Source organism: Actinacidiphila alni (assembly GCF_900112845.1).
Classification (GTDB): Bacteria; Actinomycetota; Actinomycetes; order Streptomycetales; family Streptomycetaceae; genus Actinacidiphila; species Actinacidiphila alni.
Genome location: NZ_FONG01000010.1, coordinates 274,679 through 298,773 on the forward strand (window position 1 = coordinate 274,679; position 24,095 = coordinate 298,773).

The window sequence follows — 24,095 nt, forward strand, 5'->3', positions numbered from 1 at the left end:
ACGCACCGCACTCCGCAGGAGAACACGCACCCGCCCTCCGCAGACGGGGACCGTCCTCCGCACGCGCGGGTACAGGCGCCGCGCCCGGAAGAGACCTCGGGCACCGATTCCCTCACAGTTGGGCGCCCACCGCGAGGAGGAGAGCCGCCATACCGACGGTCAGCCACATCAGGTAGTCGCCGAGGAGGCCGGAGTGGAGCCGGCGCAGGGGGACGACGGCGAAGCGGTGGGCCGGGCCGGCGGGACGGCGCAGGACGCGGAGGGCACGTTCGGGAGCGGCGGGCAACCATACGGCGGCGGCGGCAAAAGCGATGGCGAGGCCGCAGGAGAGCAGGCCGAGGAGCAGCCCGGAGCCGGTCCAGGCAGTGGGGGGTGGAGGCGGCGGAAGCGCCGCGTGGGCGCCGGTGACGTCCGCCAGGTAACCCGCGCGGTCGCCGAAAGCACGGGCGCCCGCGGCGACGGCCCGGCCGGCGCCGGGAAGCACGCCGAGCGCGAGGCTCCCGGCGAGCAGCAGCCCCGGCACGACCGTCATCGTCAAGGGCACCGCCCTGCGCGGGTCGCGCACCTCGGGCTCCTCGCCCTCGCCACTGGTCTCGATGTCGGCGTGGCTGCGCCGCGGCGCGGGTCCGGCCCCGCCGAAGACCCGCAGCCCCGCCCGCAGGACGGCGCCGCCGGTCACGGCGGACACCAGGACGTAGACGGCGGTCAGCCATCCCGCGTACTCCCCCGCCGCGTGCTCGGCGAGCGCCTTGCCGAGGCCGGTACCGAAGGGCGGCAAGCCGGACAGGGCGAGGCCGCCGAGCAGGAACAGGCCGCCGGCCAGGCGCAGTTCACGGCCGCGGCCGTGCAGCGCGTGCTCGTCCACCGAGCCGTGGCGGTCGAGCAGTACCCCGACGAGTCCGAAGAGCGCGGCCTTGGTCCCGGCGTGCCCGGCCACGTACAGGGCGGTGCCCGCGGTGGCGTGCGGGTCGAGCAGGCCGAGGCCGATCAGGAACAGCCCGGTGTGCCCGATGGTGGAGAAGGCCAGCAGGCGCTTGAGGTGCCGTTGCTGCCAGCACATCACCGCGCCGACCAGCGCGGTCAGCACCCCGATGCCGATCATGGTGTGCTGGTAGGCGTGCGCCGGGATGCCGTGCGGTCCGGCGAAGACGGTGCCGTAGATCCGGGCCGTGCCGTACACGCCGAGTTCCACCATCACTCCGGACATCAGCATGCAGACCGGGGTCGGCGCGACCGCGTGGGCGTCGGGCAGCCAGAAGTGGAAGGGCACGGCGGCGGCCTTGACGAGCATGCTGGTGACGGTGAGGACGAAGGCGGTCACCAGCAGGGCGTCGGTGTGGTGCCCGGCCAGTTGGGCACCGATCTGCGCCATGCCCAGTTCGCCGGTGCGGGCGTACAGCAGGCCGATGCCGAGCAGGGTGCCGTACGCGGCGAGCGAGTTGACGACGCCGAAGGTGAGGGCGCCATGCAGCGGCCGCGAGTCCTCGACGCGGTAGCCGGTCAGCGCGTAGGCGCAGACGCCCATCAGCTCGAAGAAGACGAAGGCGTCGAAGAGGTCGCCGGTCAGCGCGAAACCGCACATGCCGGCCTCGAAGAGCAGCAGCAGCGCGGGGAAGGAGCCGCGGTGCCGCTCGGGCGGCTCGTCGAAGTAGCGCCAGGAGTAGGCAAGGACGGCCACTATGAGGACGGCGGCCAGCAGTGCCAGGCCGATGCCGAGCCGGTCGCCGACCAGCACGATGCCGACGCTCTCGCCGTGCCGGGGCCGCCAGCCGCCCGCCCAGCTCACCACCCGGCCGTCGCCCGCGCGCAGCCACAGCACCGTCAGGGCCGCGCAGGTCGTGACCGCGACGGCGGTGGCCAGCACATCGTTGGCGGTACGCGGCAGCAGCCGTCCTGCCACCACCAGGAGGGCGGCGCCGAGCAGCGGCAGGGCGACGGTCAGCGGCAGCATCCTGGACGGGTCGAGCACCGGCCCCGTCAGCCCTTCAGCCCGGTCAGCGCCTCGGGATCGAGGGTGCCGGTCCGTTTGCGGATCTGGATGACGAGGCTGAGCAGCAGCGCGGTGACGGTGGCGCCCACGACCACATCGGTGAGGACCAATGCCTGGACGACGGGGTCGACCACGGTGCTGCCCACGGGAATGTCGGCGAAGACCGGCGCGGTGCCGCCGCGCCGGTAGCCGACGGCCAGCAGCAGGACGTACGTCGAGGACTGGGCGACGGCCAGACAGCCCACGGCGTGCACCAGATTGCGGCTGGTCACCATGCCGTAGAGGCCGACGAGGAAGATCCAGCCCGCCGCGAGGAAGGGCAGCAGGGTCACGATGCCTCCGGTGGGTTGCCCGGCGCGCCGCCGCCGGTGTTCTGTACGGGCCCGGCGTGTCCCGGGCTGGTGATCTCGACGGCCTGGTCGAGGAATTGGGCGAGCAGCACGATCACGCCCGAGGCGACCTCGACGCCGACCGCCGCGTTCACCAGCGGCACGGTGCCGCCGGACGTGAGCTGATTGAAGGTGCCCAGCGGCAGGACGTTCTCCAGGTACGAACCGCCGGCGATCAGACCGGCGAGGCCGAGCGCGGTGAACGCCCCGGCGCCGGTGGCGTCCAGCGCGCCGAACACCGCGAGCGGCCGGACCCGGCGCAGCACGCGGTAGTCGGCGGCGACGTACGCCAGGTGCAGGCCGGTGGCGAGCACGACGCCGCCCTGGAAGCCGCCGCCGGGGCTCAACTGCCCGTGCGCGACGACGTACACGCCGACCAGGACGGTGACCGGCAGCAGTGCGGCGCCCAGCAGTCGGGTGGAGGGCAGCACCCGGCGCGGCTCGGGGTCCGCGCGGTCCTCGTCGCGCGCCCGGCGCAGCAGTACGACGGCGCCGAGGACGGCGGCGAAAAGGATCGACTCCTCGCCGAGGGTGTCCAGGGCCCGCTGGTCGAAGTTGATGGCCGACACGACATTGGCCGTGCGGTGGGCGAGCGCGGCCCGGACGGCGCGGTCGCCGTAGGGGTGGGTGTCGGTGCCGAAGCGCGGCAGGCCGGTGCAGGCCCAGGTGAAGGCGGCGGCCAGGACGGCGGCGGCGACGAGGAAGACGGTTGTGCGGGTGTTCCGCGTCATGGGGTCACTCGCCTTCCCGTTCGCGCCGCGCGTCTCCGTTGCCGGGCGACCGGTCGGGCCGGGCGCCGTCGCCGCGTGCGGTACGACGCGCCTTGCGGACCGTCAGGAGGATGAGCAGCGGGGTGAGCGCGCTTCCGACGGCGAGCTGGGACAGGGCCACATCGGGTGCCTGGACGGCCACGAACAGCAGCGCGAGGCAGAGACCGAGGGCCGACAGGACCGCCGCCTGCCGTACCGGGTCGCGGGTGAGCGCGGCGCAGGTGGCGGTCACGGTGACCAGCACCAGGGCCACCGCGACGAGCCAGTCGACTCCGCCCGAGGTGCCGCTCACGCGGGCGGCTCCTGGCCGGTCGACGCCGCCCGGTCGGTCGCGGCGGCGCGCTCCTCGTGGACGGTGCGGCCGATCGCGATGGTGACGACCGGTCCTGAGACGGCCACGAGCGCCGCGACGACGAGCAGTTTCACCGCGGCCCTGCCGGGGCCCGCGTCCACGGCGAGCGCTAGGCAGACCAGTGGCACGCCGAGGACGGTGGCGGGCGCGAGCGCGTGCAGCCGCTGGTAGGGGCCGGGCAGTACGAGCAGGGCGAGCGCCGACAGCAGCAGTGCGGCCGTGCCGCCGGCCAGCAGGATCAGCGCGCTGGCATCGCGTACGTCCATCCTGTGCTCCTCCCAGTGCCCGTGTTCCAGTGCGTGTGTCTCAGTGCCCGCGTCTCAGCGCCCGGGCGCGCGTTCGGCTCCGGTGCGGCGCGGTTGCCGCGCGCCACCGGCCAGGCAGCGGCAGAAGACGAGCGTGCCGGTGGGCGACAGCACGGCCAGGACGAGCGCCAGGTCGACATAGGACGTACGGTCCAGGCCGCGGGCGGTCAGCAGGAAGACTGCGGTCGCGACGGTGCCGCCGAGGGCGATGCCGGTGAGCCGCTGGTCGGGTGCCCCGCGGCAGGCCCGCCACACGCACGGCGGCATTCCCGCGGTCAGCAGGCCGCAGGCGGCCAGCAGCCAGGCGTTCACCGTTCCCGCCGCCCGGGCAGCGCCGCTTCCACCGGGGAGGGTGCGGCGTCGAGCAGATGCACCGTCAGGAGGGCGCCCGCGCCGGGCTCCCCGGCGTCCTCGCCCGCTTCCTGGATGTCGATGACGCAGGCGCCGGGGCTCGCCGACAGCAGGGCCGCCGCGAGGGCGGGTCCCGCACCCGGCTCCAGGCGTACGGTCACTTCCCGTCCGGTGTCCGGCCGCCCGCGCAGGGTCCGTACGACGGCCGCGGCCAGTCGTACGGTCTCACCGGCGAGCGCGGCCGGGAAGGCGGCGCCCGCACCGCCCAGGCGCCGCGCGCCGCCTGCCGGGGGACGCTCGGCCCGCCGTACGGCCTCCGCCGCGACGGCGCCGAGCAGCGCCGCGCCACCGCCCACCGCGAATTCCGCGGGCGAGACGGTCGAGACGCACACGAGGTAGAGCGCGAAGAGCAGCGCCCACCAGCTCAGCAGGGTCACGGCGGTCGTCGTCGCGGCACGCGCCATCCGCCGTCGCCTCCTCGTCCGCGCACACTCCCGGGACCACCGGTATACCGGCGCGGGTCCCGCGGAATCCCGCGCCGCACGCGGACACCCGGCGGGCACCACTCCGATGCCGCTCCCGGCCGCGCCGGTGTCCCCCGCCTTGCCCGCGCGGCACGGACCAAACACCGTGAGCCCCGCCCTGCGGGCGGACGCCGCGACTTTGCGGACACGCCTTAGCGGGCTTCGCCCGGGTAGGTGCCGAAGGACCAGTGGTTGCCCTCGGGGTCGAGAGCGGCGAAGTCACGGGAGCCGTAGTCGGTTTCGTGCAGGCCGGTGCTGATCTCGGCGCCCGCGGCCTTGGCGCGGGCGTGCACGGCGTCCGGGTCGGCGGTCACGACGTAGGCGCCGAAGGTGCCGGGCCGCAGCGCCCATTTGTCGTCCGTGTCCCCGTCGCGGACGGAGCCGAGCATGATGCCGCCGCCTTCCGGCCAGGCCAGTTCGGCGTGTGCGACGAGGTCGCCCTCGCCGTGGACGGCGGTCTCCTCGAAGCCGAAGGCGTCCACGAGGAAGCGGATCAGCGCGCGGGCGTCGCGGGCCCGCAGTGTGGGCCAGACCTGCGGCGGGGGCGGGGTCTTGGCGCGCGGCGCGGTCCCGGCGCCGCCGGCGCCCTCGGTCAGGATGTCGTCGGTGCTCTCGATCATGGGAAGCGGACCTCCTCGGGTGTCGTGTTCCCTTGCGGTGATCCGTCCAGCCTCACCCGGGCGGGTGGTGTCCGGATTGGATGTTTCGGCGTTCCTCGGCCAGCCACGCGGTGGGCGGGCAGCCGGCCATGGCCCGGAATTCGCGGTCCATGTGGGCCTGGTCGAAGTAGCCGCGGTCGGCGGCGAGCCGGGCGAGGCCGCCTTCGGTGCCGGGCCGCGCGGCCAGCCCGCGGCGGGTGCGGTCGAAGCGGATCACCCGGGCCGCGGCCTTGGGGCTGAGCCCCACTTCGGCGGCGAACCGGTCCCGCAGCCGCCGCTCGCTCCAGCCGGTCCCGGCCGCGAGCGCCGCGACACCGATGGAGCCGCCCGTGGCAGCCAGCAAGTGCCAGGCGTGCCGGACCTCCGGGGCGAGCCGTACGTCGGAGCGCGCCCGGCCGAGCAGCCAGGCGTCGAGCACGGCGAACCGCCCGGGCCAGTCGGGGGCGGCACGCAGCAGGTCGTGGGCCTCGGCGACGGTTGGGCCGAGTACGTCCTCGGCGGCGAGGTCGGCGCCCGCCAGGGCGCCCGCGGGCAGCCCGAGCAGGGTGCGGGCGCCGAGCGGGTCGAGGGCGATCTGCACCCCCGACTGCCGTCCGGGCACGGTGATCAGCGCGGGTGTCGTGTGCAGGCCGCCGACCAGCGCCGCGTAGTCGCCGGGCGGGTCCGCCGGGTCGGGGTGCGCGGCGACGGTGATCGGCTCGTCGAGGGTGAGGATCAGGGTCAGGTACGGCGACGGCAGGCCGCGGTGCCGGGTCACGGGCACGCCCCGCTGGCGGTAGCCGGAATACCAGGCGACCAGCCCGCGCAGGGCCGACGCCGGCCGGCCCCGTACCGCCTCGTCCACGACGATGCCCGTGCTCACCGCTGCCTTCCGGTCAGCCGCCCGCGATCAGTCCCCGGGTGTGCTCGCGGATCTGGTCGGCCGTCAGATAGTCGTTGGTGTATTCAAAGTCCTTCAAGGTGGCCGGGTTGCGGGACTGGAAGCCGGTGCGGACGAAGTCGTCGCCCGCGAAGGCGTTGAGCATCCAGTTGGTGAGCACCCTGGTCTTGGCGACATTGGTCCGCAGCGCCGACCAATGGTAGCCACGGGCCACCGCCTGCGCGGGCAGGCCGCGCAGTTCGATGCCGAGCGGCTTGGACACCGCGTCCTTGCCGCCGAGGTCGACCACGAGGCCCAGGTCCTTGTGCGCGTAGGGCTTGAGCGGCTGGTTCCGCAGCGACGCCAGGATGTTGTCGGCCATCACCCGGCCCTGCCGCATGGAGTGCTGGGCGGTGGGCGGGCAGACCGCGTCGTCGCCCTTGGTGGTGTCGGGCACCGCCGCCGCGTCGCCGAGCGCGAAGACGCCGTCGAGCCGGGGCACGGTCATCTCAGGGGTGACCGCGAGCCGGCCGCGTACGGTCTCGGCGTCGAGCGTGGCCACCAGCGGGCTCGCGGCGACGCCCGCGGTCCAGATCAGGGTGCGGCAGGGCAGGACGCGGCCGTCGGTGAAGGTGACCTCCTCGGGGCCCGCCTTCTCGATGGACACCCCGAGCGACACCTCGATGCCGCGCTTGCGCAGGATCTCCAGCGCGCTCTGCCCGAGCTTGTCGCCGAGTTCCGGCATCAGCTTGGGCGCGATGTCGATCAGGTGCCACTTGATCAGTTTGGGGTCGAGCCGCGGATAGCGCCGGATCGCGTTGGTGGTCAGGCGTTGCAGGCAGGCCGCGGTCTCGGTGCCCGCGTAGCCGCCGCCGACCACCACGAACTGCAGCCGGGAGGCGCGTTCCGCCTCGTCCTGGCTGGCGTCGGCGAGGTCGAGCTGCGAGATCACGTGGTCGCGGATGTACGCGGCCTCGGCGAGCGTCTTCATGCCCCGGGCGTTGTCGACGAGGCCGGGGATGTCGAAGGTGCGGGTGATGCTGCCGGGCGAGAGCACGATGTAGTCGTACGGCTCGTTCACCATCTCGCCGGTGATCTTGCGGATCACGCACACCTTGGCCTTGGCGTCCACGCCGACGGCGCCGCCGGGGATGATCCGCGTGCGGTGCTTGCTGCTGCGGCGCAGCGACACCGCGATCGACTGCGGTGTCAGCACCCCGGAGGCCACCTGGGGGAGCAATGGCAGATACAGCTGGTACGAGAAGGGTGTGACCAGGGAGAGGTCCGCCTCTCCCACACCGAGTCTGCGCTCGAGGCGGCGTACGCACGCCACTCCGGCGAAACCGGCGCCCACCACGAGAATCCTGGGTCGTGCCACGACATCCGTCCCTTCTCAGGCTTACGCGGTCGTCTGCTCCCCTGCCCCGTGAACGCGGTTCCGGCACTTCCTGTCTTAGCGCGCCGCGGGCGGCCTCGCCAGCCGAACGGCCGAGTACGCGGTGGCCGGGAGGGCCGGTGGCGCCCGATCCGCGCCGCGCGTGCGCCGCCGGTCCCGCGCTGCACGGATCGCCGTCCCGACGGAGCATGGAACCGACGGGCGGTGCCCGCGGGCGCGCGGGCGGCCCGTACGTCGTCACGGGCCCGGAACGGCCGGTGGACCGGCAGGCGGGCGGACGAACACGTACGGCGAGCGGACCGACGGACGGGACGGCGGATGAGTCGAAGGGGCCACGGATGAACGATCGTGACGACGGACCCCCGGCAGACCGCCGTACCACCGGGCAGCGGTCCGCCGCGACGCCGTCCACGCCCGGGCCCGCGCCCGACGGACAGCCGGAAGAGCAGCCGGACGAGAGGCCGGAAGAGCCGCAAGACTCACCGGCCGCACGGCCGACCACCGACGAACGGCCCGACCCACCGGCCGCGCCGCCGGCCACCGGCGAGCAGCACGACGAGCACCCCGACCGGCCGGCCGAGCTGCGGCAGATCGACGCGCTCAACGAGATCCCGCCCGGCCGGGACGAGGCCGGCGCGGGGCCGGGTGGGGACCGTACGCGGGAGGGCGGCGCGGGCGGCGCGGGCCAGGCGCCCCGGCAGCGTGACGTGACGCTGATCGAGGCCGGCCGGGCGCTGGCCGAGGCGACCTCGCTGGAGGAGGTCTTCACGGCGCTGGCCTCCCTGGACTCGCCAGCCTTCCCGCTCGACGGCATGGCGGTCTTCGGCGTCACCGAGAAGTCGCTCAATCTCCTCGGCCGGTACGGCTACCGCACCGGCGGCGGCCGTACGGTCCGGATGCCGATCACCACCGATCACCCGGCCACCGAGGTGCTGCGCACCGGCCGCGCGGTGTATCTGCCGACCGTCAAGGAGTACCGCGAGCGCTTTCCCACCACTTGGCGGCTCGCGGCCCGCAAGGGCAGCCGCTCGTGGGCGCTGCTGCCGCTGGTGAGCACCGGGCGGATCACCGGGGTGTGGCTGGTGGCCTTCACCGAGCAGGTGGAGTTCGACGGCGCGCTGCGGAACACCCTGGTGACGCTGGCCCGGCTGATGTCGCGGGCGCTGGACCGCACACACACCGGGGAGGCGGAGCTGGCGCTGTCGCGGGGCCTGCGCAGCAGCATGGGGCGCGGCGCCTCGCAGTACCGCGGGATGACGGTGGCCTCGCGTTACGTGCCGACCGGGGGCGGGCTGATGGTGGGCGGCGACTGGTACGACGTGATCGACCTGCCCTCGGACCGGCTGGCGCTGGTGATCGGCGACGTCCAGGGGCACGATCTGCACGCGGCCACCCTGATGGCGCAGTTGCGCACCGCCGTGCACGCCTACGCCGCCGAGGGCCACGGGCCCGACGCCGTACTGTCGCGCACCTCGCGCTTCCTGACCTCGCTCGACGAGGACCGCTTCGCCACCTGCATCTACATCGAGGCGGATCCGGGATCGGGCACGCTGCACGTGGCGCGGGCCGGGCATCCGCACCCGGTCCTGCGGATGCCGGACGGCACCTGCATGATCAAGCACATCAGGGGCGGCCTGCCGCTGGGGCTGATGCCGGACGAGGACGACTACCCGGTCAATGTGCTGGAGCTGCAGGCCGGTGAGGTCATGATGCTCTGCACCGACGGGCTGATCGAGACCGGCGGGCACGACATGTACAGCGGCTGGGTCCGGGTGCGCGACGCGCTCTCGCCGGGTCCGGCCGACGATCTGGAGGGCATGGCCGACCGGCTGGTCCAGGGGGTGGTCGGGCCGGTGACGGAGAACGGCGAGGAGCGGCTGACCCCGCGCAACGAGGACGACATCGCGCTGCTGATGCTGCGCCGCGACACCGGCGCCCAGCATCCCGTACGGCCGGTGCGGCGCATCCTGATCACCATCGAGCAGGACCAGGCCGAGGGCCTGGCCGAGGCGCGGACCGAGCTGCGGGCGCTGCTGCACGACTGGACGCAGCCGGACCAGGTGGACACCGCAGTGCTGCTCGCCTCCGAACTGCTGGGCAATGTGCTGGTGCACACCGACCAGTCGGCGGCCCTGATGGCGTCGGTGTCCGGCGAGCCGGGGACGCGGACGCTGCGGGTGGAGGTCACCGACAGCGGCGACGAGCTGCCGCACCAGCGGACGCCGGGCGAGATGGCGTCCTCGGGGCGCGGCCTGGTGCTGCTGGACATCCTGTCGGACCAGTGGAGCGTGCGCCCGGAGTCGGAGGGCAAGACCGTCTGGTTCGAGCTGGCCGAGGAGTCCGTCACGGGCGACGGCGCCGGGCCCGTATGACGGCGTGACCGCGTGACAGGGCGACCGCCTTACGCGGTGGCCGCGTGACAGGGCGACCGCCTTACGGGGTGACCGCGTGACGGGGTGAACTCCCCGCGGCACGGACCGGGTTGCCCGCCCGGGCGGTTTTGCCGCCGCTTGGCCCGATGGCCATCCGGCGTTTCTCACAGGTACATGACACTCTTCGCGGTGATTGGCGGCACCGACGCGTGACGGCCGTTCAATACGGTCCGTCCTCGCACCGTCACACCCCGATCAAGGAGTCGTGTTGACGCCTCTGTCCCGCCGCGGTTTCCTGACCGCCGCCGCAGGCACGTCCGTCGCCGCCGCCGTCGGAGGGCTGCCCGCCTCCCTGCAGGAGGCGATGGCCGCAACCTCGGCCGCCGGAACGCTCGACGACGTCGAGCACGTCGTGATCCTCATGCAGGAGAACCGCTCCTTCGACCACTACTTCGGCACGCTCAAGGGGGTGCGCGGCTTCGCCGACCGCTCCCGGCTGCGCTTCCCGAACGGCTCGGACGTCCTGCGCCAGACCAGCGCGGGTGCCGCGGGCGGCAGCGTCGTCCTGCCCTGGCACCTGGACACCGCGACCACCGACGCACAGCGCGTGCGCGATCTGGACCACGGCTGGTCGGGCACCCACAACGCCTGGAACAACGGCAAGTACAACGGCTGGATCCCGGCCAAGAGCGCCTGGAGCATGGGCTATTACCAGCGCTCCGACATCCCGTTCCAGTTCGCGCTGGCCGAGGCGTTCACCGTCTGCGACCAGTATTTCTGCTCGGTGCAGGGCCCGACCAATCCGAACCGGCTCTACCAGTGGACGGCCACCGTCGACCCGGCGGGCACCCACGGCGGTCCGGTCACCGACAATTCGGAGAAGGGCTACACCTGGACCACCTACGCCGAGCGGCTCCAGGCCGCCGGTATCTCCTGGCGGGTGTACCAGCAGCAGGACAACTACGACGACAATCCGCTGGCCTGGTTCACCACCTTCAAGAAGGCGTCCACCACGTCGCCGCTGTACGTCAACGGCATGCAGCGCCGCAGCGCCGCCGCCTTCAACCAGGACGTGGCCGCCAACACGCTGCCCGCGGTGAGCTGGGTGGTGGCCCCGGCGAACCAGAGCGAGCACCCGGACTACCCGCCCGCCTACGGCGCGAACTACACCTCGCAATACGTGCTGGAATCGCTCGCCGCCCACCCCGAGGTCTGGGCGAAGACGGTGGTCTTCCTCAACTTCGACGAGAACGACGGCTTCTTCGACCACGTGGCACCGCCCGTGCCGCCCTCCGGCACCGCCGACGAATTCATCGGCGGCGTCCCGATCGGTCTCGGCCCGCGCGTCCCGATGATCGTGATCTCGCCGTGGAGCCGCGGCGGCTACGTCAACTCGCAGGTCGCCGACCACACGTCGCCGCTGCGCTTCCTGGAGAACTGGACCGGCGTGAAGGAGACCAACATCTCCGCCTGGCGCCGTACGGTCTGCGGCGACCTGATGAGCGCCTTCGACTTCACCACCAAGAACACCACCTTCCCTTCGCTGCCGGACACCGCGGCCCTGGTCGCGCAGTGCGACGCGGAGAATTCGCTGCCCGACGCGGCGCCGCCGGGCACCCAGGCGGCGCCGGTCCAGGAGAGCGGCAGCCGTCCGGCGCGGCCGGTCGGCTACGGCTTCGACACCACGTCGTGGACGGACACCGCGACCGGCCGGATCTGGTTCAAGACGGTCGCCACCGGCGCCCTCGGCGGCGGCTTCGCGGCCTACACCGTCAACCACCGCACCTACGACAACTGGCGCTACACCCTGCCCGCCGGGGGCAGCATCTCCGACTACTTCAGCGCCCAGACCTACGGCGGCGGCCTGTACGACATCGATCTGCACGGCCCGGACGGCTATCTGCGCGGCTTCAAAGGCGATGTGCGGACCTGGAGCAACACCGCCAAGGGCCACCCGGAGGCGGCGGTCGCGATCGCGCCCGCGAGCCCGCTCACGCTGCGCCTCACCCTCACCAACAGCGGCGGCGCCGCGGTGACCTTCACCGTCGGGGTCAACGCGTACACCGGCACCGGCGGCTCCACCGTCGCCGTGGCGGCGGGCGCGACCAAGCAGGTCACGCTCTCCCCCGCCCCCGACGGGCAGTACGACTACACCGTCACGGCCGATGTCGGCGACGGCTTCGAGCGGCGCTTCGCCGGCCGTACGTACCCGGCCGCCTGACCCCGCGCGCGCCGGGCCCGTCCGCACCGCCGTACGGGGGCGGGCCCGGCGCGACGCGTGCTCGTTCACAGGTTCCCATGCGCACCCGGACAGGTGACGATGAGTAAGGTGTGTTCCTCGGGCACGGGAATTTCCGCCTAGCCTGGGCCGGGGAGGGGGGTGACCGTGAAGCGACGAATACGGTCGGCCGCACCCTCCGGCGGCGCTCTGTCCGAAACGGGCGGGCACGGGCGGACGCCTCCGGTGCTCACCGCGCTGCCGTATGTGTTCATGGCCGTGGTCGCCGTCGTCGACACCACCGCGGGCGCGAGTGTCGGTCTGCTGCCGCTGGTGTCGCTCGGCCCCGCCTTCTCCGGTCTGGTCGGCGGCTGGCGCAGGACCGCCCTGGTCGGTGTGCTGGCCGTGGCCCTGTGCTGCGCGCTGGGGATCTACGACGGCCTGTTCGAGGAGCGGCGCGGTTTCAGCGCCCTCGCGTCGGTGATCGGTGTGACGGCCGCGGGCATCATCGCGGCCGTGATGCGGCAGCGCCGCGAGACCGAATTCGCCAATGTCCGCTCCATCGCCGAGGTCGCCCAGCGTGTCCTGCTGCGTCCGGTGCCGCGCAGCGCGGGCCGGCTGCGGACGGCCGTGTCGTACACCTCGGCGGTCGCCGAGGCGCGGATCGGTGGTGACCTGTACGAGGTGGTCGCCTCGCCGGTCGGGGTGCGGGTGATCATCGGTGATGTGCAGGGCAAGGGCCTGGAGGCGGTGGAGACGGCCGCGGTGGTGCTGGGCGCCTTCCGCGAGGCGGCGTACGACGAGACGGGGCTGAGCGCCGTCGGCGAGCGGGTGCAGCGGGCCGCGGACCGGGCGCTGAGCGGCGAGAAGTTCGTCACGGCGATCATCGCCGAGATCGGCGGGGAGGGCGGCGCCGTCCTGCTCAACTACGGCCACCCGGCGCCGATGGTGCTGCGCCAGGACGGTTCCGCGTGCTTCCCCGAACCGCCGCAGTACGCGATGCCGCTGGGGCTCGGCGTGCCCGCGGGCGAGGGCCCCGTGCCGTACCGGGTGCCCTTCGGTCCCGGCGACCAGATGCTGCTGTACACCGACGGCGTGACCGAGGCCCGCGACCACACCGGCACCTTCTATCCGCTGGGCCAGCGCTCGCACCTGCTCAAGGACCCCGATCCGGAGGCCGCGCTGGAGGCGCTGCGCACCGACCTCGTGCAGCACACCGAAGGGCCGCTGCACGACGACGCGGCGATGCTGCTGCTCCGCTTCCGCGATCCGGGACCGACCTTCGGCACGCTCGGTCCCTTCGACCCGTCCTGAGCGCGTGGACCGGACACCTCGCGGACCGGTTCCGTCCGCGTTCTAAACTGTGGATCCCTATGCGCGGGGCGGGGTCACGCACCGCTTGCGCTCCATGTCATGGCGGGAGGAAAACACCGGTGACGCCACGCCCATCCCACGGCGTTCCGGACCCGTTCGTGCCCGGCGAGCTGTCCGCGGCGCACCTCCAGCGCGACGAAGAGGCGGCGCTCGCCCTCTACCGCGCGCTGCGCGACCTCGGCCAGGGCAGCATGGCGGAGGTCACAGCCGCGTCCGGCCTCGAAGGCACCTCGGCCGCGCACGGCTGGCGGCGGCTGCACGAGTTGGGACTGGTGCAGGTCGTCAGCGGGGTCGCGGAGCCGGTCGAACCGGACACCGCCATGGCGCAGGCCATGGACCGGTACCACTCCAACATGTCGCGGCAGTTGCGCGACACCCGCTCGCTCCGGCATGTCACCGAATCGCTGATGACGGTCTTCCGCCCCGCCGTCGCCCGCGAGTCGGCCGAGGTCGCGGTGGGACGCATCGGCGACCGCAAGCGCAGGACGCGCATGCTGATCGACCTGAACGCCGCTGCCATGGAGAACTGCGACTCGATGCATCCCGGGCCCATGCCTCCGATCGAGACCCTGGAGGAGTCGCTCGGCGAGGACGAGAAGCTGATCGCCCGCGGCATCCGGGTGCGCGTCATCTATCCCGAGTCGCTGCGGCGCTCGCCGAAGTACGGACGATATCTGCACCGGCTGCTGGAAACGGGCGTCGAGGTGCGGCTGCTGGAGCACTCGCCCTTCGACATCCTGATCTTCGACGGCCACACCGCCTGTGTCCCGGGCGATCCGGAGCGGCCGAGCGAATCCATGCTGCTGGTCCGGGGCTCGGCCCTGCTCAAGGGATATGTGGCGCTCTTCGAGGACTGCTGGCTGCGTGCCGTGCCGGTCGTCCGGCATCCGGTCCCGGCGGCCGCCGGGACCGCCGGCGCCCCCGACTTCAACGAGCAGGAACGCGCCGTCGTCCGGCTCATGGCGAGCGGGCTGAGCGACGACCAGATCGCGCGCAAGCTGGGCGTGCACCGCCGGACCGTGCAGCGGGCGGTCGCCAAGCTGATGGAACGGCTCAACGCGTCCAGCCGTTTCGAGGCGGGCCTGAAGCTCGCTCGCGATCCGGCCCTGATGAGCGTGTATCCGCTGGGCTGACGGCGCGCCCGCCGAGCCGACCGTCCGCCTGGGGTGTGCTGTTTCCGGCGGGGGCGCCGCCAGGCCCAGGAGGCGCCCCCGCCGACCGCCGCCGACTGCCTTCCGCACGGAGGCGGGAAGGCTGCCGGCGGCAGTCCCGGCCCGCGGGTATTCGGGGGACCCGCGGGCCGGAAGTCTCAGTGCCGCCGAGGCGGGCCCGGGGCCCTCCACAGCGGGTCGCGCATGGCGGAGGGACCGGGGATGGGGGGCGCGATGCCCGGCGCGACGGCGTCTGCCGCACCGGTCACCGGCACCCCGCTGAATCCCCCGTTCACGCGGGTGACCGCGTGTTCCGTACCGGCTTGCCGCAACTCCCCCGCAGGCGCCCCAGCGCCCGCGAGCCCTCCCGGAGCCGACGGCATGCCGTTTCCCTCCCCGAGACCGGCCGCCGACCGGAGGTCACCTCCGGTGCCGCGTCCGGCCACGGTCCGATCTTTACGCACCGGCCTCCCGCTGGCTACGAACCCTCGGGTACGTATTGCCCCGGGTGCGGCAACGCCAATGGTGGCCGCGGTGTCGCAGAGGTGACACCGTCCCGAACGGACACCCTCCGGACCCGCGCCGCGAGAGGCTGTCGGGCGGTCAGCGCACCGTGACCTTGACGACGTTGGACGTCGCGCCGCCGCCGACGATCCGCAGCTGGTTGACGCCCTTGATGCCGAGCTTGACCCGCAGGTTGTACGTGGCGTTGCGGTTGGTGTTCATGGACGCGGGCAGCGAGACCCACCGCTTCTTCTGCAGCTGCTGGAGGGTCACCCGGGTGCCCGCCTTGATGTTCTTGGTGCTGCCGTAGACCCGGAACTGCTGCCATGCCTTGATCGAGCCCACCGACGCCTTGGCGGTGAGGCTGGGGCGGGCGGCGGCGGGCGCCATGGTGACGCTCCCGGCCGCGGCGGCCTGCGCCACGGGGGCGGCGGTCAGCAGCGTCAGGGCGGTGAGACCGGTGGCACAGGCACGCGTGAGGCGAAGCATGATGGCTCCTACGGGGATCAAAGCTGACATTTCGTCACCCAGTAGAGATTCACCACCGCGTCACCCGCGGGTGACGCGCCGCGCATCTGTCCGATTCGGACCGCCGAACCACCGATCGGCGCAACCCGTCACCGCCCGGGGGTCACGCCGAGTCCTCGCCGCGTTCCAGGAGATTGGCGGCGGCGCCGACGATGCGGGGGTCGGGCGTGCCGACCACGTCCTGGTCCTTGTCCGCGTAGTCGAAGCGGGCCAGGACGCTGCGCATCGCCTCGACGCGTGCCCGCTTCTTGTCGTTGCTCTTGACCACGGTCCAGGGCGCGTACGAGGTGTCCGTCTCGCGGAACATCGCCACCTTGGCGGCGGTGTAGTCGTCCCAGCGGTCGAGCGAGGCGAGGTCCATCGGGCTGAGCTTCCACTGCCGCACCGGGTCGACCTGGCGAATGGTGAACCGGGTGCGCTGTTCGTCGCGCGACACCGAGAACCAGAATTTGACCAGGTGGATGCCGTCGTCCACCAGCATCCGCTCGAAGGCGGGGGCCTGCCGCATGAAGCGGTGGTACTCGTCGTCGGTGCAGAAGCCCATGACGCGCTCGACGCCCGCGCGGTTGTACCAGGAGCGGTCGAACATCACGATCTCGCCGGCCGTGGGCAGGTGCGCCACATAGCGCTGGAAGTACCACTGGCCGCTCTCGCGGTCGGTCGGCTTCTCCAGCGCGATCACCCGGGCGCCGCGCGGGTTGAGGTGCTCGACGAACCGCTTGATCGTGCCGCCCTTGCCCGCGGCGTCCCGGCCCTCGAAGACGATGACCAGCCGCTGTCCTGTCTCCTTCACCCAGCTCTGGAGCTTCAGCAGCTCTATCTGCTGGAGCCGTTTGTGCAGCTCGTACTCGGGCCGCTCCATGCGCGCGTCGTACGGGTAGTTCTCCCGCCAGGTGTCGACCACGCTGCCGTCGGCCCTGACCAGCACCGGATCGTCCTGGTCGGTGTAGTCGACCCGCATGCCCGCAAGGAGTGCCGAGCCGTCGGTGTCCGCGCTCATCGCTCGCCCGCCCTTCGCCCGTGGAAGCTCTGACATCGTGAGAACCGCCCGGCCCGGTCGGATATGCCGCCGCCGGGCCGGCGTCGTACCGCCGGCGGCACCGCCACCGTCGGCCGACCCGCTAGTGGAACTGCGGAATGATCAGATACAGCCCGTAGACCACCGCGCAGGCGCAGGCCAGGAAGCAGGCGCCCGCGCCCGCGAGCTGCCCGGTGCCGGTGCCGCCCGATTCCCGTACGGTGTCGCGGGCGGAGAGCGCGAGCACTCCGATCGCGAACACCACGACCACGCCGACGGTGACGCCGAAGCTGACGGCCGCCACTTCGCCCAGCGCGTTCCAGTCCACACTCATGCCGGTCTTCCCTTCTGCTGTGCTGCCGTCCGGGCTGCCACCGCCCGAGGATGGTGCCGGTACGGGCCCGCGGCCCGGTGCTCAGGCGCCGGCGCCCGCGGGCTCCGCGGGCCGGACGGAGGTGGTGCGACCGTGGTTCACATTGTCCGCGTGCACCGGGTTGCGGCGCGAGAGGACGACGATCCCGCCCGCCACCGCGACCGCGAGGACGGCGATGACCACGACGCCCGGCGTACCGCCGTGCACGACCACGCTCGCGGCGACCGCGCCGACCACCGCGGCCGACGGCAGCGTCACCAGCCAGGCAAGCGCCATCCGGCCCGCGGTTCCCCAGCGCACCTCGGCGAGCCTGCGGCCCATGCCCGCGCCCAGGATGCCGCCGGAGCAGACCTGTGTGGTGGACAGCGCGAAGCCGAGGTTCGCCGAGGACAGGATGACCGCCGTGGACGCGGACTCCGCGGCGAAGCCCTGCGGCGACTCGATGTCGACCAGGCCCTTGCCCATGGTGCGGATGATCCGCCAGCCGCCGAGGTAGGTGCCGAGCGCGATGGCGAGCCCGGCGGTGAGGATGACCCACACCGGTGGGTCGGCGTTGTGGCCGAGCGCGCCGCAGGAGATCAGCGCGAGCGTGATCACGCCCATCGTCTTCTGCGCGTCATTGGTGCCGTGCGCCAGCGAGACCAGCGAGGCGGACGCGATCTGGCCGAACCGGAAGCCCTTGGTGACGGTGTCCTTGCGGGCCCGGTTGGTCAGCCGGTAGGCGAGGTAGGTGGCGGCCAGCGCGGCCACTCCGGCCACGACGGGCGAGGCCACCGCGGGGATGAGGATCTTCTCCACGACCTTGTCGAAGTGCACCCCGTGCCGGCCCGCGCCGACCCACACCGCGCCGATCAGGCCGCCGAACAGCGCGTGCGAGGAACTCGACGGCAGTCCGAGCAGCCAGGTCATGAGATTCCACAGGATGGCGCCCACCAGGCCGGCGAAGATCATGCCCGAGGTCACCAGCGAGTCGTCGACGATGCCGCCGGAGATCGTCTTCGCCACTTCCGTCGACAGGAACGCACCCACGAGATTCAGCGCGCCGCTGAGCAGGACGGCGACCTTCGGCCGCAGCGCTCCGGTGGCGATGGACGTCGCCATCGCGTTGGCGGTGTCGTGGAAGCCGTTGGTGAAGTCGAAGGCGAGGGCGGTGACGATGACCAGTGCCACAAGGAATGTGATGTGGTCCATGGGTCCAGGGAAGCAGTCCAGGGCGTACGGCCGGGGAAGCCACGGTGAAGGGACGGCGTGGAGGCAGGGGCGAAGCTTCTACGATGTGCGCGGAACGGACGAGGGACGGTACGCGGGGGCAGGGCGCGGGGGGCGGCATGTGGCAGACGGCTCTGGTGGTCAGCTGGTTGGCGGTGCTGGGCACGGGGATACGGGTCGGCCGGGCCTGGTGGCCGGTCAGGGACGGGGCGCCACGGCCGGAGTCGGCGGGCGAACTCGACCCGGTCGAGGCGGGTTTCCTCACCGGCGGTGCCGCGCGGGCCGCGCAGCTGGCGATGGTGCGGATGCACCGGCGCGAACGGCTGGTGCTGTCCGGCACGGCGGGCGACGGCGCGCTGACCGGGTCGGGGCCCGACGAGGGGCCGCTGGAGGCCGCGGCGGCCGAGGTGCTGGGGCGCTCGCCGCGCCGCAGGCTCAGCACCGTGGTTCGTGAGGTCGCGGATTCGCCCGCCGCACGCGATCTCGAACTCGCCCTGGCCGGGCGGGGCTTGCTGCGGCCCGCCGAAGCGATCGCCCGGCTCGCCGCCGCCCGCAAGGCGGAGGCGGTGGCGCTGTACGTCACCTTCTTCACCGGTGTCTTCTCGATCATGACCAGCGGCGCCTCGCAGCTGGTCTGGCTGCTGTTCGTGGTCCCCGGAGCGGTGTCGCTCTGGCTGACCATGTCCACGACGGCGCTGCTCGATCCGGTCACGGCGGCGGGACGCGATGAGCTGTCCGTCCTGCGCGCCCGGGTCCGTGTCGCGACCTCGGGCCCGGGACGCACCCTCGGCCCCGACGAGGAACTCGCCGCCGCGGCCCTGTCCGGTGTCGACAGCCTCTACGACCGGCCGCTGCGCGAAGCGCTGGACACGGGTACCGGCCCGACGGCCTGACCGTACGACTCCTTCCCCGTACGACCCCTTCCCCGTCGGCCCCGTCCGAGGCCGGCGGGCGCATCGCGATACGCGGAAACTCTGAGAGTTGACTCTCATACATTGTGAGAGCACACTCTCACACCATGGAACCGAGCAACCGCCTGGGCGACATCGAGATCACCGACCCCAAGGCCATGCGCGCCCTCGCGCATCCGGTACGGCTGGCGATCCTCGAACATCTGCAGCGGCACGGACCCGCGACCGCCACCGCGCTCGCACCGCACGTCGGCGCGACCCCGTCGGTGACGAGCTGGCATCTGCGGCATCTGGCGGGCTTTGGTCTGGTCGGGGACGCCGAGCCCGGCGCCGACAAGCGCGAGCGGCGGTGGCGGGCCGTCGCCCGCGGCTTCCGCTTCGAGGTGCCGGAGGACGGGGCGGACGAGGAGGGCCGTACGGCGGCGCGGCTGCTCTCCCGCGAGATGTTCGTACGGTCGGCCGATCTGCCGGCCCGCTGGGCGGCCACGGTCGAGCCGGGACTCGACCCGGTGTGGCGGCGGGTCGCGGGACTCGCGAACACCCGCGTCGTGGTGACCGCCGAGGAGGCCGCGGCCATCGAGGACGCGATCGAGCAGGTGCTCGCGCCCTATGTCACGCGCGCTGCGGACGCCCGCCCGGACGGCGCCCGCAGCGTACGACTGCTGCGGTACACCCTCCCCGAGGGTGAATCTCGACCTCAAGGTGAGGGTGAAGGTCCCGCTGAGGGTGAGACTCCGGGCAGCGGCGCCAAGGGTGGCACGGGACCGGCGGACGGTACGGGCCCCGCTGGTGGTACGGCGTGACCGCCGCCGCCGGGGATCCCGCGCCGATATCCGTCGCCCGCGACCGCCGCTTCCTGCGATTCTGGGCCGGGCAGACCGTCTCGCAGTTCGGCGACCGGATCAGCGAGCTGGCGCTGCCGCTGATCGCGGTGGGCGCGCTGCACGCCTCCGCGAATCAGGTGGCCTGGCTGACCGCCCTGGTCTGGACCCCGAATCTGCTGGCCATCGTGCTCGGTGCCTGGGTCGACCAGCAGGTCCGCAAGCGCCGGCTGATGGTGGCCGCCGACCTGGTCCGCGCGGGCGTCCTGCTGTCGCTGCCCGTGGCCCACGCGGCCGGGGCGGTGACGCTCGGCCAGCTCTACGCCGTGGCCCTGCTGACCGGCGCCGCGGGCGTGCTGTTCAACACCGCCTATCCCCCGTTCTTCGCGCATCTGGTGCCGCGCGCCGCCTATCTCGACGCCAACAGCAGGCTCAGCGCGAGCCGGTCCGCGTCCTTCGTCGCGGGGCCGGCTGTCGGCGGCGGCTTGGTGCAGGCGCTCACCGCGCCGGTCGCCGTCGCCGCCGACGCCCTGTCCTTCCTGGCCTCCGCCCTGCTGATCGGGCGGCTGCGGGTGACCGAGCCGCCGGTCGGCGCTGCGGCCGGCGCCCGGGACTCCTCGCTGCTGCGCCGGTCCCGCGAAGGTCTTGCCTATGTGATGCGGCATCCCGTGCTGCGGGCGGGGCTGGGCTGCTCCACCACCGTCAACTTCTTCACTTTCGTCTCCGGCAGCGGTCTGATCGTGCTCTTCGCCAGCCGGGGGCTCGGTCTGTCGGCCGGTGTCATCGGTCTGGCCTTCGGCATCGGGTCGACCGGCGGGCTGCTCGGCGCGGTGCTGGCGCCGCGGGTCTCGCGGTCGATCGGTCTCGGCCGCAGCATCGTGGTCGGCGCCGTGCTCTTCCCGGCGCCGATCGCCCTGGCGGCGGCTGCCGACGGCCCGGTGTGGGTCGGCGCGGGCGCGCTGGCCGCGGCCGAATTCCTGTCGGCGCTCGGCGTCATGCTCTTCGACGTCAACCTCAACTCCCTCCAGGCGTCGGTCATCCCGGACGGCATGCGCAGCCGGGTCGCGGGCGCCTACAGCACCGTCAACTACGGCGTCCGGCCGCTGGGCGCGGTGGTCGGCGGCCTGCTGGCGACCTTCCTGGGCCTGCGGATGACGCTCCTCGTCGCGGCGGTCGGCGGGGCACTGTCCGTCCTGTGGCTGCTCCCGTCGCCGGTGCCCGGCATCCGTGCCCTCGGGCGGGACGACGGGCAGCCGCGGCAGAAGGCGGCCGACGACGCGGAACCGTCGACCGCCTGAGCGTCTTTCCCCTGGGGCAGCCGGTGGAGGTTCTCCCGGCCGGCCGTCAGGCGTCGCCGCGGGCCGCGGCCCTGCGGCGGCGTTTGCCCAGGGGCGCCTCGGAGAGATCCTCGGCGTGGGAGGCGAGATTCTTCCAGCCGTAGCCGCGCCCGGTCAGCCAGCCGCGGGCCGCGGTCTCCGCGCGTTCCGTCGCGGCGAGGATGTCCTCCTCCGCCTCCCCCGAGTCGAGATAGCGGAAGGTGAAGAACGGGCGGGCCGCCAGGTCGTAGGTCACGGTGCCCTCGGTGGTGAAGGCGGCGTGCAGGATGTCGTGGTCCGCGGCCCGGGCGAGCAGTTCGGCCCGCTGGTCGTCGGTGAGGGCGTCAAAGGCGCCGCGGACGGTGATGCGGAACGTGCGCGTGGTCATCCCCGGATCGTAGGAGCGGCGGGGCGCCCGGCCCACCGGATTTCCGCGCGCCGGGGCCGTACTCCCGGGTCCACGCTTGACACCCGCCGCCGATGCTGATTTTTTAGCTCCCGTACGCCCTGACCGAATGGTCGGTCGGCGCGTGATGCCAGGGTGCCCCGGCCGGGGCGTCCGGCCGGGAATCCACGAGGCGGTGGGCAAGCGGTGGCTCAGGGCAGCGGCACCGGGCCGGAGCGCGACTCCGGGATCGGCGCGGCACAGGCGATGTTCGCGGCGGACAAGGCGTCGAACGCGCTCGGCATCGATTTGCTGCACATCGGCGACGGTGTCGCCGTGGCGCGGATGGTGGTCACCGCCTCGATGCTCAACGGGCACGGCACCGCGCACGGCGGTTATCTGTTCCTGCTCGCCGACACGGCCTTCGCCTGCGCCTGCAACACCGACGGCGCCCCGACCGTCGCGGCGGCCGCCGACATCGACTTCGTCGCCCCCGCCCACGAGGGCGACGCGCTGCTGGCCACCGCCAAGGAGCGGGCGCGGTTCGGCCGCAGTGGGATCTACGACGTACGAGTGCTGCGCGGCGACGAGCTGATCGCCGAATTCCGCGGCCGGAGCCGTACCCTGCGGGGCGCCGGCGGGAAGGAGGCATCGTGAGCCATCTGGACGGGATGATCCCGCACGAGGCACCGGAGACCGCGGAGCGGCTGGACCGCGCCGAGCTGCTGGACCTTCAACTGCGGCGGCTGCGCCGCACTTTGCGGCACGCGTACACCCATGTGGAGCTGTACCGGCGGAAGTTCGACGCGGCCGGAGTCTCCCCCGAGGACTGCCGGACGCTGGACGACATTGCGCGCTTCCCCTTCACCACCAAGGCCGATCTGCGAGACACCTATCCCTTCGGGATGTTCGCCGTGCCGATGTCCGAGGTGCGCAGGGTGCACGCCTCCAGCGGCACCACCGGCCGTCCCACGGTGGTGGGTTACACCGAGAACGACCTGTCGATGTGGGCCGACGTGGTGGCCCGCTCGATCCGTGCGGCGGGCGGACGGCCCGGCGACCGGATCCATGTCGCCTACGGATACGGGCTGTTCACCGGCGGCCTCGGCGCGCACTACGGAGCGGAGCGCGCGGGCTGCACCGTGATCCCGGCGTCCGGCGGCATGACGGCGCGTCAGGTGCAGATCATCCAGGACTTCGAGCCCGACATCATCATGGTCACCCCGTCCTACATGCTCACGCTGCTCGACGAGTTCGAGCGGCAGGGCGTCGATCCGCGCTCCACCTCGCTGCGGATCGGGATCTTCGGCGCCGAGCCGTGGACGGAGCAGATGCGGCGCGAGATCGAGGAGCGGTTCGCCATCGACGCGGTGGACATCTACGGCTTGTCGGAGGTCATCGGTCCGGGCGTCGCCCAGGAGTGCGTGGAGACCAAGGACGGTCTGCACATCTGGGAGGACCACTTCTACCCCGAGGTGGTCGACCCGCTGACCGACGCGGTCATGGCGCCGGGCGAGAGCGGTGAGCTGGTCTTCACCTCGCTCACCAAGGAGGCGCTGCCGGTGATCCGCTACCGTACCCGCGACCTCACCCGGCTGCTGCCCGGCACCGCGCGGCCCGCCTTCCGCCGGATGGAGAAGGTCACCGGGCGCTGCGACGACATGATCATTCTGCGCGGGGTCAATGTCTTCCCCAGCCAGATCGAGGAGATCGTGCTGCGCACCCCGGGTGTCGCACCGCACTTCAGGATCGAGCTGACCCGGCGCGGCCGGATGGACCACCTCACGGTCTACGCCGAGGCCAGGGCTGAGGCGAGCACGGACCTGCGGGAGGCCGGCGCCGCGGCGATCGCCCAGGGCGTCAAGGACGGTGTGGGCGTCAGCGTCGAGGTGCACGTCGTGGACCCGGAGACACTGGAACGCTCGGTCGGCAAGATCCAGCGGGTCAAGGACCTGCGGTCCGGCGACTGAGGCCGCGGGGCCTCAGTCGCCGGACCGCAGTCGCCAGGTCCCAACGGCCTAGGGCGTGTCCGCAATGTCGCGCCTGGCCGGCGGCGCCTGGCACGCACGCTCGCTGCGTTGTCGGGCTCGTCCGAGTAGGCCCACTACGAGGACGACCCTCCGCCTTGCGATCGCACGCACCAGACACCGCCGGCCCCGCCCTGCGGGCGGACGCCGCGACATTGCGGACACGCCCTAGGTGTATTGACCCGTAGCGTTGTTGATTCGGGTGATCGGGGGCTGGCCTCCGATTGCGGTGTGGCTGCGGTGGTGGTTGTAGGTGTGGAGGAAGTCTGCCAGGGCTGTGGTTCGTTCGTCGG

The 24,095-nt window shown here is 72.8% G+C and carries 24 protein-coding genes and 1 pseudogene; 9 read left to right on the plus strand and 16 right to left on the minus strand.

The genetic code is table 11. The features are described 5' to 3' along the window. Window positions 1-112 precede the first annotated feature (112 nt). The 10 genes from BM076_RS19060 to BM076_RS19105 form a co-directional block, all read right to left on the minus strand. Window positions 113-1,951 carry a complex I subunit 5 family protein gene (locus BM076_RS19060; protein ID WP_093714840.1) on the minus strand — a complete coding sequence of 613 codons (1,839 nt, stop codon included), beginning with the start codon at window positions 1,949-1,951 and terminating at the stop codon, window positions 113-115. Window positions 1,952-1,977: 26 nt separating this feature from the next. Continuing rightward, the gene (locus tag BM076_RS19065; RefSeq protein ID WP_093714793.1) at window positions 1,978-2,322 is read right to left on the minus strand and encodes a sodium:proton antiporter; all 345 of its coding nucleotides are present in this window, start codon (window positions 2,320-2,322) and stop codon (window positions 1,978-1,980) included. Beyond that, entirely contained in the window at window positions 2,319-3,110 is a 792-nt protein-coding gene (locus BM076_RS19070; RefSeq protein WP_093714794.1) for an MnhB domain-containing protein, read from the minus strand. Before BM076_RS19070 ends, BM076_RS19065 begins: the two co-directional genes overlap by 4 nt. A 4-nt stretch (window positions 3,111-3,114) precedes the next feature. Continuing rightward, complete coding sequence (locus tag BM076_RS19075; RefSeq protein ID WP_093714795.1) at window positions 3,115-3,441, minus strand: Na(+)/H(+) antiporter subunit B; 327 nt, start codon at window positions 3,439-3,441, stop codon at window positions 3,115-3,117. After that, the gene (locus BM076_RS19080; protein WP_093714796.1) at window positions 3,438-3,767 is read right to left on the minus strand and encodes a monovalent cation/H(+) antiporter subunit G; all 330 of its coding nucleotides are present in this window, start codon (window positions 3,765-3,767) and stop codon (window positions 3,438-3,440) included. Before BM076_RS19080 ends, BM076_RS19075 begins: the two co-directional genes overlap by 4 nt. Before the next feature lie 54 nt (window positions 3,768-3,821). After that, complete coding sequence (locus BM076_RS19085) at window positions 3,822-4,118, minus strand: monovalent cation/H+ antiporter complex subunit F (protein WP_245796143.1); 297 nt, start codon at window positions 4,116-4,118, stop codon at window positions 3,822-3,824. Then, window positions 4,115-4,621, minus strand: coding sequence for a Na+/H+ antiporter subunit E (locus tag BM076_RS19090; RefSeq protein ID WP_093714797.1), 507 nt, complete (start codon window positions 4,619-4,621; stop codon window positions 4,115-4,117). The genes BM076_RS19085 and BM076_RS19090 overlap by 4 nt, the downstream gene beginning before the upstream one ends. Before the next feature lie 212 nt (window positions 4,622-4,833). Next, complete coding sequence (locus tag BM076_RS19095) at window positions 4,834-5,301, minus strand: VOC family protein (protein WP_093714798.1); 468 nt, start codon at window positions 5,299-5,301, stop codon at window positions 4,834-4,836. Window positions 5,302-5,353: 52 nt separating this feature from the next. Continuing rightward, a complete protein-coding gene (locus tag BM076_RS19100; RefSeq protein WP_093714799.1) occupies window positions 5,354-6,202 on the minus strand; it encodes an AraC family transcriptional regulator in 849 nt (282 codons plus the stop codon). A gap of 13 nt (window positions 6,203-6,215) precedes the next feature. Further along, a complete protein-coding gene (locus BM076_RS19105) occupies window positions 6,216-7,577 on the minus strand; it encodes an NAD(P)/FAD-dependent oxidoreductase (protein WP_093714800.1) in 1,362 nt (453 codons plus the stop codon). Between the two features lie 356 nt (window positions 7,578-7,933). Between BM076_RS19105 and BM076_RS19110 the strand changes: the two genes are divergently transcribed. The 4 genes from BM076_RS19110 to BM076_RS19125 all read left to right on the plus strand — a co-directional run bounded on the left by BM076_RS19110 (window position 7,934) and on the right by BM076_RS19125 (window position 14,692). Then, window positions 7,934-9,967, plus strand: a complete 2,034-nt coding sequence (locus BM076_RS19110) for an ATP-binding SpoIIE family protein phosphatase (RefSeq protein WP_093714801.1) — start codon at window positions 7,934-7,936, stop codon at window positions 9,965-9,967. A gap of 265 nt (window positions 9,968-10,232) precedes the next feature. Next, window positions 10,233-12,188, plus strand: a complete 1,956-nt coding sequence (locus BM076_RS19115; protein WP_245796144.1) for a phosphocholine-specific phospholipase C — start codon at window positions 10,233-10,235, stop codon at window positions 12,186-12,188. A 270-nt stretch (window positions 12,189-12,458) separates the two neighbouring features. Next, window positions 12,459-13,499, plus strand: a complete 1,041-nt coding sequence (locus BM076_RS19120; RefSeq protein WP_093714842.1) for a PP2C family protein-serine/threonine phosphatase — start codon at window positions 12,459-12,461, stop codon at window positions 13,497-13,499. 119 nt (window positions 13,500-13,618) lie between these two features. After that, window positions 13,619-14,692 carry a LuxR C-terminal-related transcriptional regulator gene (locus BM076_RS19125; protein ID WP_177246512.1) on the plus strand — a complete coding sequence of 358 codons (1,074 nt, stop codon included), beginning with the start codon at window positions 13,619-13,621 and terminating at the stop codon, window positions 14,690-14,692. Between the two features lie 621 nt (window positions 14,693-15,313). On the opposite strand, the gene BM076_RS19130 is transcribed toward BM076_RS19125, so the two are convergent. The 4 genes from BM076_RS19130 to BM076_RS19145 all read right to left on the minus strand — a co-directional run bounded on the left by BM076_RS19130 (window position 15,314) and on the right by BM076_RS19145 (window position 18,324). Beyond that, on the minus strand, window positions 15,314-15,703 hold the full coding sequence (locus tag BM076_RS19130) for a hypothetical protein (RefSeq protein ID WP_093714804.1): 390 nt from the start codon (window positions 15,701-15,703) through the stop codon (window positions 15,314-15,316). A 142-nt stretch (window positions 15,704-15,845) separates the two neighbouring features. Beyond that, window positions 15,846-16,742 (minus strand): polyphosphate kinase 2, encoded by an 897-nt coding sequence (gene ppk2, locus BM076_RS19135; RefSeq protein ID WP_093714805.1) that lies wholly within the window; start codon window positions 16,740-16,742, stop codon window positions 15,846-15,848. A 121-nt stretch (window positions 16,743-16,863) separates the two neighbouring features. Next, window positions 16,864-17,094, minus strand: coding sequence for a hypothetical protein (locus BM076_RS19140; protein WP_093714806.1), 231 nt, complete (start codon window positions 17,092-17,094; stop codon window positions 16,864-16,866). Between the two features lie 81 nt (window positions 17,095-17,175). Beyond that, window positions 17,176-18,324: an inorganic phosphate transporter gene (locus BM076_RS19145; RefSeq protein WP_093714807.1), complete on the minus strand. Its 1,149-nt coding sequence runs from the start codon at window positions 18,322-18,324 to the stop codon at window positions 17,176-17,178. 137 nt (window positions 18,325-18,461) lie between these two features. On the opposite strand from BM076_RS19145, the gene BM076_RS19150 reads away from it, so the two are divergent. The 3 genes from BM076_RS19150 to BM076_RS19160 all read left to right on the plus strand — a co-directional run bounded on the left by BM076_RS19150 (window position 18,462) and on the right by BM076_RS19160 (window position 21,372). Then, window positions 18,462-19,235, plus strand: coding sequence for a TIGR04222 domain-containing membrane protein (locus tag BM076_RS19150; protein ID WP_177246513.1), 774 nt, complete (start codon window positions 18,462-18,464; stop codon window positions 19,233-19,235). 125 nt (window positions 19,236-19,360) lie between these two features. Beyond that, window positions 19,361-20,056: an ArsR/SmtB family transcription factor gene (locus BM076_RS19155; protein ID WP_093714809.1), complete on the plus strand. Its 696-nt coding sequence runs from the start codon at window positions 19,361-19,363 to the stop codon at window positions 20,054-20,056. After that, on the plus strand, window positions 20,053-21,372 hold the full coding sequence (locus BM076_RS19160) for an MFS transporter (protein ID WP_093714810.1): 1,320 nt from the start codon (window positions 20,053-20,055) through the stop codon (window positions 21,370-21,372). Before BM076_RS19155 ends, BM076_RS19160 begins: the two co-directional genes overlap by 4 nt. Before the next feature lie 46 nt (window positions 21,373-21,418). On the opposite strand, the gene BM076_RS19165 is transcribed toward BM076_RS19160, so the two are convergent. Continuing rightward, window positions 21,419-21,778, minus strand: a complete 360-nt coding sequence (locus BM076_RS19165; protein ID WP_093714843.1) for a DUF6204 family protein — start codon at window positions 21,776-21,778, stop codon at window positions 21,419-21,421. Window positions 21,779-22,042: 264 nt separating this feature from the next. On the opposite strand from BM076_RS19165, the gene paaI reads away from it, so the two are divergent. Then, complete coding sequence (gene paaI / locus BM076_RS19170) at window positions 22,043-22,432, plus strand: hydroxyphenylacetyl-CoA thioesterase PaaI (RefSeq protein ID WP_093714844.1); 390 nt, start codon at window positions 22,043-22,045, stop codon at window positions 22,430-22,432. A gap of 14 nt (window positions 22,433-22,446) precedes the next feature. Then, window positions 22,447-23,745, plus strand: a complete 1,299-nt coding sequence (gene paaK, locus BM076_RS19175) for a phenylacetate--CoA ligase PaaK (protein ID WP_093714845.1) — start codon at window positions 22,447-22,449, stop codon at window positions 23,743-23,745. Between the two features lie 225 nt (window positions 23,746-23,970). On the opposite strand, the pseudogene BM076_RS35705 reads toward paaK, so the two are convergent. After that, a pseudogene (locus BM076_RS35705) lies at window positions 23,971-24,095 on the minus strand (IS481 family transposase); the annotation flags it as partial.